Here is a 6347-nt window from a genome sequence, read left to right on the forward strand (position 1 = left end):
AAAAATCAAACCTCCATTTCAAACGAGTAGAGGACTTCATAGAGTTTCTCGCTCTCGATCCAGACCTCTGTTTTGTCATAAAAAATACCGTGCGTATCCAGCACGGCTTCCAGTGTCTGTTCCACGGCCAGATCCTTGCTGTCCGTGTACAGTTCGATATTCACGCTGCTGACCTTCAGGTAAACCTTCCCATCTGCGGAAAAGTTATCGCTCTGGGGCAGAAGGTAGCAGATAAACGGAGGATTGGGGGATTCCCCTTCCGCAAAGTGGTCATAAGCAAACGGAATACCTGTCTCCTCCAAAAGTTTCACCAAATCAACCATTTGTCAGGCTCCTCTCAATCTCACGCTCCAGCTGCTCAATACCGGCTTCTTCCGCAGCGGCGATATGGGGCCTTGCTGCAACCCGGCCTCCGCCGCGCTTCGCATGGCCATGCTCCAGCAGATGAGCAAGCTGATACCGGTTCCGGGAATACACGGTTACCTGCAGGGCATTGGAACTTTCCTTAGTAGTCTTCACAACCCAGCTTTTGGCATAGTCACCGGTGTCCTTCGGTGCGCTGGCCTCGATATCCTTCCGGACGGTTGCCGCCGCTTTCTTTACCGCCGATTTCATATCTTCTGCGGCCAGATCTGCATATTCTTCCAATTCCTCCATCACCGCTGCAGAAAGCTGGCTGATAGAAATTTTCTTTCCCACTCTACCGCCTCACTTTCTCACAGGACAGCTTGATGCTTTTGCGCCTGTAATTCATGTGATCCACAGCGGCGATATTATAAAGTTCCCCATTGAACTCTACACGGAAATGGGTGCTGTCAATTTCAGCCGCCTTTTTACACCAACGGATCGTAAAATCAATATTGGAGTCATCTACCACCATCCCTGCATCCGTCTGTTCTTTCCCAGCCTCGCCGCTGACGGTCGCATAACAGGTATAGAAAGGCTTCCACTCATTCCGGTGGTTTCCGATGGCATCGGTGACCACCGTATTCTTTGAAATGAAAATCCTGACATTCAACAGTTCAATTTTCATCAGAAAGCCTCCTTCCTTGAGCCAAACAGGAGGGAGCGGATTGTCAGAGCCAAATCATGATGGTCCGCTTCCTCCCGGTGTTCATAGAAATATGCGGCTGCATACATGACAGCAATTTTTACGGTCCCATCCTTTTCCAAATCCGTTGTTTCATCAGCCCGGAGGACATCCCGGCAAAGCTGCTCCGCCGATGCTATAAAACCCGTAATCAACTGGTCATCATCTTCATAATCAACCCGAAGATACTGTTTCATCTCTTCCAGCGTTACCACCATCATCCTCACCTCCAACAGGGTGGAAGGGCATGGCCGCTATCCTCACGCCCTTCCATAGTTATCTGTATCCTTAACCCGCAGATCCGGCTTTCTGTACCAGCACCTTAACAGCCTCTGGAAGGATCATCTTGCCGTCCACTCTCTGGGAACCAAGGAAGCCCACCTGACCGTTTGCCGCATACAGTTCGTTCAGGCGTTTAAAGGAACGCCCCTGGCGGTCTGCGATCCAATAATAAGAGAAATCACCAAAAGCGATGGTCTTCGCCCCGGCCGCAATGGCAGGCATATAAGCGGAGGTTTTCACCGGCCGGCCAAGGATCGTATCCGGCGTACCGGCTACCAGGGACGGCTGCCACAGGTACTGGCCGTTGTTATCCTTCAGCTTGCGGATAGCCTTGATGGTGGAGTCGTTCAAAACCCATACCGCATTTTTACGGTACGGGGATTTCAGAGAGTAGAACAGATCCATCAGTTCATCCGCTGTCACCGCAGTAGCGGATGCAGCCGTCACACCAGTTTCCGCACCACCAGAGGCAGCCAGGATTCCCAGAGGCTTTCCGGTACCGTCCCCAGTAAAAAAGGCTTCCTCCTCTTTGGTTCCGATTCTCCTCGCAAACTCCCTGGCAATATAGGACTCCAGGTCAAACACACTGTCATTTAACAGTTCCTCGGAAACCTTAATCATTGTCCCCAGCTTGTAGGCTCCAATGGATACCTGCGCAAAGGAGTCATCGCTTTCCGTGTAGGCTCCTTCCTCATCAATCCAGGAGGCAGTTCCCTTGGATGCCACCACCGGGATCTTCCGATCACCGCTGGAGGTCTGGATCACATTGGCAAGCTGGCGGAAGATGTTTTCTTCTTCCAGCTCCTCTACCAGAGTACGCTCATATTCATCCGGTACCAGATAACCGCCCTCAGAATCTGTTCCGATCTGCAGCGCATTCACCACAGAAGGCATCGGTGCTTTGGAACGCATCATGTTCCAAAAGTTTGTACGGTACTCATCCGCTGCACGGCCGGTCTTAGTCTCCTCCTTGCCGCTCATGGGCTTACCCGTCAGGGGCTTGTTCACCGGGCGGTTCAGTTCCGCCTCCAGCGCCTCCTGACGTTCCAGGCGGGCAATCTCCTTGCCCAGGTCGGTGATCTCCTGCTCCATACGGGTGTAGGCAGCATCATCCTCGGCAGACAGGATGCCTTTATCGTTTCTATGGGAATCCAGAAATGCCTTTGCGGCTTCCCAGGCTTTGGCGCGCTTCTCGCGCAGTTCAAGAATTGTCATTGTGGTATCCTCCTTAATTTTTCAAAAGATTGAGCCGCTCGTAGAGACTGTCTACGGAGCGGCCCTTGGGTTTGGAATCTTCAATTTTCTTAGGTTTGGTCCTGCACTTGGCTGCAATCTTATCCATGAGAGAATTGACCACAGCGGCTTTGGAATACAGCATGGACACCGCAGGCGGCTCCATGTCCTCCGGTACATCGGAGCGTTTGAGAATATCATCAGCAAAGCCAAGCTCCACCGCTTTGTTTGCGTCCATCCAGGTCTCAGCGTCCATCAGATGGGACAGCTTGGCGCGGGACAGCCCGGTCTTGATTTCATATGCGTTGATGATGGAATCCTTCACGCTACCAAGCATCTCGATGGCTTTCTGCATCTCTGCGGTATCACCCATGGCCACGGTCATGGGATTGTGGATCATCATCATGGATACCGGCGATACCAGCACCTTCGTGCCAGCCATCGCAATAACCGAGGCGGCGCTGGCTGCGATACCATCGATTTTCACAGTTACGTTGTGCGGATAATCCATCAGCATGTTATAGATCTGGGCAGCCGCTACGCAGTCGCCACCGGGGCTGTTGATCCAGACCGTGATGTCTCCGCTTCCGCCCATCAGTTCCTCTTTAAAAAGCTGCGGCGTGACATCATCGTCAAACCAGCTTTCCTCGGCGATGGTGCCGTTCAGGAACAGCGTCCGTTCCGCCGGAGCTGTTTCCGCCTGGTTCTTCCACTTCCAGAACTTCTTCATCGGAATCTTCCTCCTTTCCGTCATCGCTAACTTCGGTATTTGCAAAAGCCCCGGCGTTTCCAAGCGGGAGCATATTGCCATTGATAAGGTACAGATCTCCGCCTTCCTCGGCAGGGATGCGGTCCATGTTCTCCAGTTCCCGGATGTCGTTGGCGCTCATCCAGCCGTTCTGCCTTGCGGTGGCGTAGCCGGTCATCCTGCTGGCATAATCGCCCCGGAGCAGCCCCTCCACATTGAACTTGGCAAAATAACTCTTCTTTTCCTCCGGGGAAAGCAGTATCCTCTGAATGGACTGCTCCCATCGCACCAGCCAGGGTTCCAGCGTGTATTTCACGAACTCCAGAGACTGCTGCTCAATATTAGAAAAGCTCGACTTCTCCAGGTCGCCCACCATGTGGGGCGGCACCCGGAAAATTCGAGCAATCTCATTGATTTGAAATTTTCTGGTTTCCAAAAACTGTGCCTGTTCCGGCGAGATGCCAATCGGCGTATATTTCATTCCTTCCTCTAAGACAGCGATCTTATTAGCATTACCGCTGCCTCCAAAGGTGGACTGCCAGCTTTCCCGGACACGCTGCGGGTCTTTGATGGTACCCGGATGCTCCAGGACACCGCCAGGGGCCGCACCGTTTGCAAAGAACTTCGCCCCGTATTCCTCACAGGCAATCGCCATACCGATGGCGTTCTTTGCCATAGCGATAGGGGAATACCCCACCAGTCCGTCAAAGCCAAGCCCTGGGATATGCAGCACATCGGAAGGATTCAGCCGGACAAGACTGCCTTTGACCGTAGGCGCATCATCCATGCTGACGGTGTATTCGTAATAAAGCTGTCCATTGCTGTCACGATTCACCGTCATCCGGTCCGGCATCAGCGGATAGAGGGCAATCACTTCACCTTTTCCGTTGCGGATAATCTGTGCGTAAGCATTGCCCCACAGCAAAAGATGGGTCATGAGCGTCTCCCGGAACACGAAGGAACTCATCTCCGGGTTTGGCTCGTCATGCAGTAAAAGATACAGCGGATGGTCGATGGCTTTCTCCTTGCCGCCGTCCTCCTTATAGCGGTAAAGGTGCAGCGGCAGGCCTGCCACAGCTTCCGATAAGATACGGACGCAGGCATACACCGCCGTCATCTGCATAGCAGAGCGTTCATTAACGCGCTTGCCAGCCGAACTGCCGCCAAAGAAAAAGCTGTAGGCACTGCCTGTAGTGCGGTTCTGGGGCTTATCCCTGGAACGGAAAAGCCCGGAAAAGATACCCATATCAAATCACCGTCCTTTCAGATAAACAAAAGGCCCCGGCTGTCATAAACCGAAGCTCCCGTATCATTCCCACAGCGGATCGCCCGGTCAAGCCCCATAATGGTGGCAATCGCACCGTCAATCTTCTCTGTGGATTTTTCCTTGTCCGCCTTGATGTTGCCGGCCGGGTCGGTACGGATGAAGATGTTGTCCATCATCCACCGCAGCACCGGGTGTCCGCCGTGGGCGATTTTCTCCTCCAGCACCAGCTTCATCAGTTCCTTGGTCGGCGGGGACATATCCTTAAAGCCCTGCCCGAAGGGAACCACCGTAAAGCCCATGCCCTCCAGGTTCTGCACCATCTGTACAGCGCCCCAGCGGTCAAAGGCGATTTCCCGGATATTGAACCGCTCGCCCAACTGTTCGATGAATTTCTCGATGTAGCCGTAATGGACCACATTTCCCTCGGTAGTCATCAGCGTTCCCTGGCGTTCCCACAGGTCATAGGGGACATGGTCGCGCCGGACGCGGAGGTCAAGGGTTTCTTCCGGTATCCAGAAGTATGGCAGGACATAGTATTTATCCTCCTCATCCAGCGGCGGGAACACCAACACAAAAGCCGTGATGTCTGTGGTGGATGAAAGATCCAGCCCGCCGTAGCAGATGCGCCCCTCCAGATCATCCTCGGAAACCGGGAATGCACAGGCGTCCCACTTGTCCATCGGCATCCAGCGGACAGACTGCTTCACCCACTGGTTCAGCCTAAGCTGCCGGAAAGCGTTCTCCTCGCCAGGATTCTGCTGGGCGGATTCACAGGCGGCTTTGACCTTATCAATACCCACCGTAATACCGAGGGAGGGGTTTGCCTTCTTCCAGACCTTGGGGTCCGTCCAGTCCTCATCCTCGGCAGCGCCGTAAATGACAGAATAGAAAGTAGGATCGACCTTCCTGCCTTCCGCGATATCAATGGCTTTCTGGTGTACCTCGTAGCAGATGGAGTTGGTGTCGTTGCCCGCTGTGGTGATCAGGAAATACAGCGGCTGCATCCGGGCATCCCCGGAACCCTGGAGCATGACGTCAAAAAGTTTCCGGTTGGGCTGGGTGTGCAGTTCATCGAAGATCACACCGTGGGTATTGAAGCCGTGCTTATTCGCCACATCCGCTGAAAGCACCTGGTAGGAGGAGTTGGTAGGAAGATAGGTAATCTTCTTCTGGGACTCCAGGATCTTCACCCGCTTGGAAAGAGCCGGGCAGAACCGCACCATATCCACCGCCACATCAAACACAATCTTTGCCTGGTTACGGTCGGCGGCACACCCATACACCTCGGCCCGTTCCTCGCCGTCCCCGCAGAGGAGCAGGAGCGCCACAGCGGCGGCAAGTTCTGACTTTCCCTGTTTCTTGGGAATCTCGATATACGCTGTATTGAACTGGCGGTAGCCGTTGGGCTTTAACACGCCAAACAGGTCACGGATGATCTGCTCCTGCCAGTCGATCAGTTCAAAGGGCCTTCCCGCCCAGGTACCCTTGGTATGGCAGAGGGACTCGATGAACATCACCGCATAATCGGCGGCGTCCTTATCGTAGTGCGAGGTCTTCGCCATAAACCTGGTGGGCTTGTATTTTTTCAGTTTTCGCATAGACACCACCTCCAAAATGGCATAAAAAATAGGCTTCGCCTATTCAACTCCCCTGCCCCTCATTCATGAGGGGATAGGGGGTTTTCTTTTGTTACTTTTTCTTGCATAATAGATTTATGAACATCTTAC

Annotated in this window: 8 protein-coding genes; all 8 read right to left on the bottom strand. The window is 53.4% G+C overall.

Annotated elements, in window-relative coordinates; all coding sequences use genetic code 11:
- Positions 1-5 precede the first annotated feature (5 nt).
- The gene (locus tag B5F18_RS06020; RefSeq protein WP_087156766.1) at positions 6-323 is read right to left on the bottom strand and encodes a hypothetical protein; all 318 of its coding nucleotides are present in this window, start codon (positions 321-323) and stop codon (positions 6-8) included.
- Complete coding sequence (locus B5F18_RS06025) at positions 316-657, bottom strand: HK97 gp10 family phage protein (protein WP_442911368.1); 342 nt, start codon at positions 655-657, stop codon at positions 316-318. Before B5F18_RS06025 ends, B5F18_RS06020 begins: the two co-directional genes overlap by 8 nt.
- Positions 658-700: 43 nt before the next feature.
- Positions 701-1033 (bottom strand): phage head closure protein, encoded by a 333-nt coding sequence (locus tag B5F18_RS06030; RefSeq protein ID WP_087156768.1) that lies wholly within the window; start codon positions 1031-1033, stop codon positions 701-703.
- On the bottom strand, positions 1033-1308 hold the full coding sequence (locus tag B5F18_RS06035; RefSeq protein WP_087156769.1) for a head-tail connector protein: 276 nt from the start codon (positions 1306-1308) through the stop codon (positions 1033-1035). The genes B5F18_RS06030 and B5F18_RS06035 overlap by 1 nt, the downstream gene beginning before the upstream one ends.
- 70 nt (positions 1309-1378) lie before the next feature.
- Positions 1379-2587 carry a phage major capsid protein gene (locus B5F18_RS06040; protein ID WP_087156770.1) on the bottom strand — a complete coding sequence of 403 codons (1209 nt, stop codon included), beginning with the start codon at positions 2585-2587 and terminating at the stop codon, positions 1379-1381.
- Between the two features lie 13 nt (positions 2588-2600).
- Positions 2601-3335, bottom strand: coding sequence for a head maturation protease, ClpP-related (locus B5F18_RS06045; protein WP_087156771.1), 735 nt, complete (start codon positions 3333-3335; stop codon positions 2601-2603).
- Positions 3238-4599: a phage portal protein gene (locus B5F18_RS06050; RefSeq protein ID WP_087156772.1), complete on the bottom strand. Its 1362-nt coding sequence runs from the start codon at positions 4597-4599 to the stop codon at positions 3238-3240. Before B5F18_RS06050 ends, B5F18_RS06045 begins: the two co-directional genes overlap by 98 nt.
- Positions 4600-4616: 17 nt before the next feature.
- A complete protein-coding gene (locus tag B5F18_RS06055; RefSeq protein ID WP_204217082.1) occupies positions 4617-6218 on the bottom strand; it encodes a terminase large subunit in 1602 nt (533 codons plus the stop codon).
- Positions 6219-6347: the final 129 nt, after the last annotated feature.

The sequence above is a fragment of the Lachnoclostridium sp. An181 genome, from assembly GCF_002160325.1.
In the GTDB taxonomy this organism is placed as follows: Bacteria; Bacillota; Clostridia; order Lachnospirales; family Lachnospiraceae; genus An181.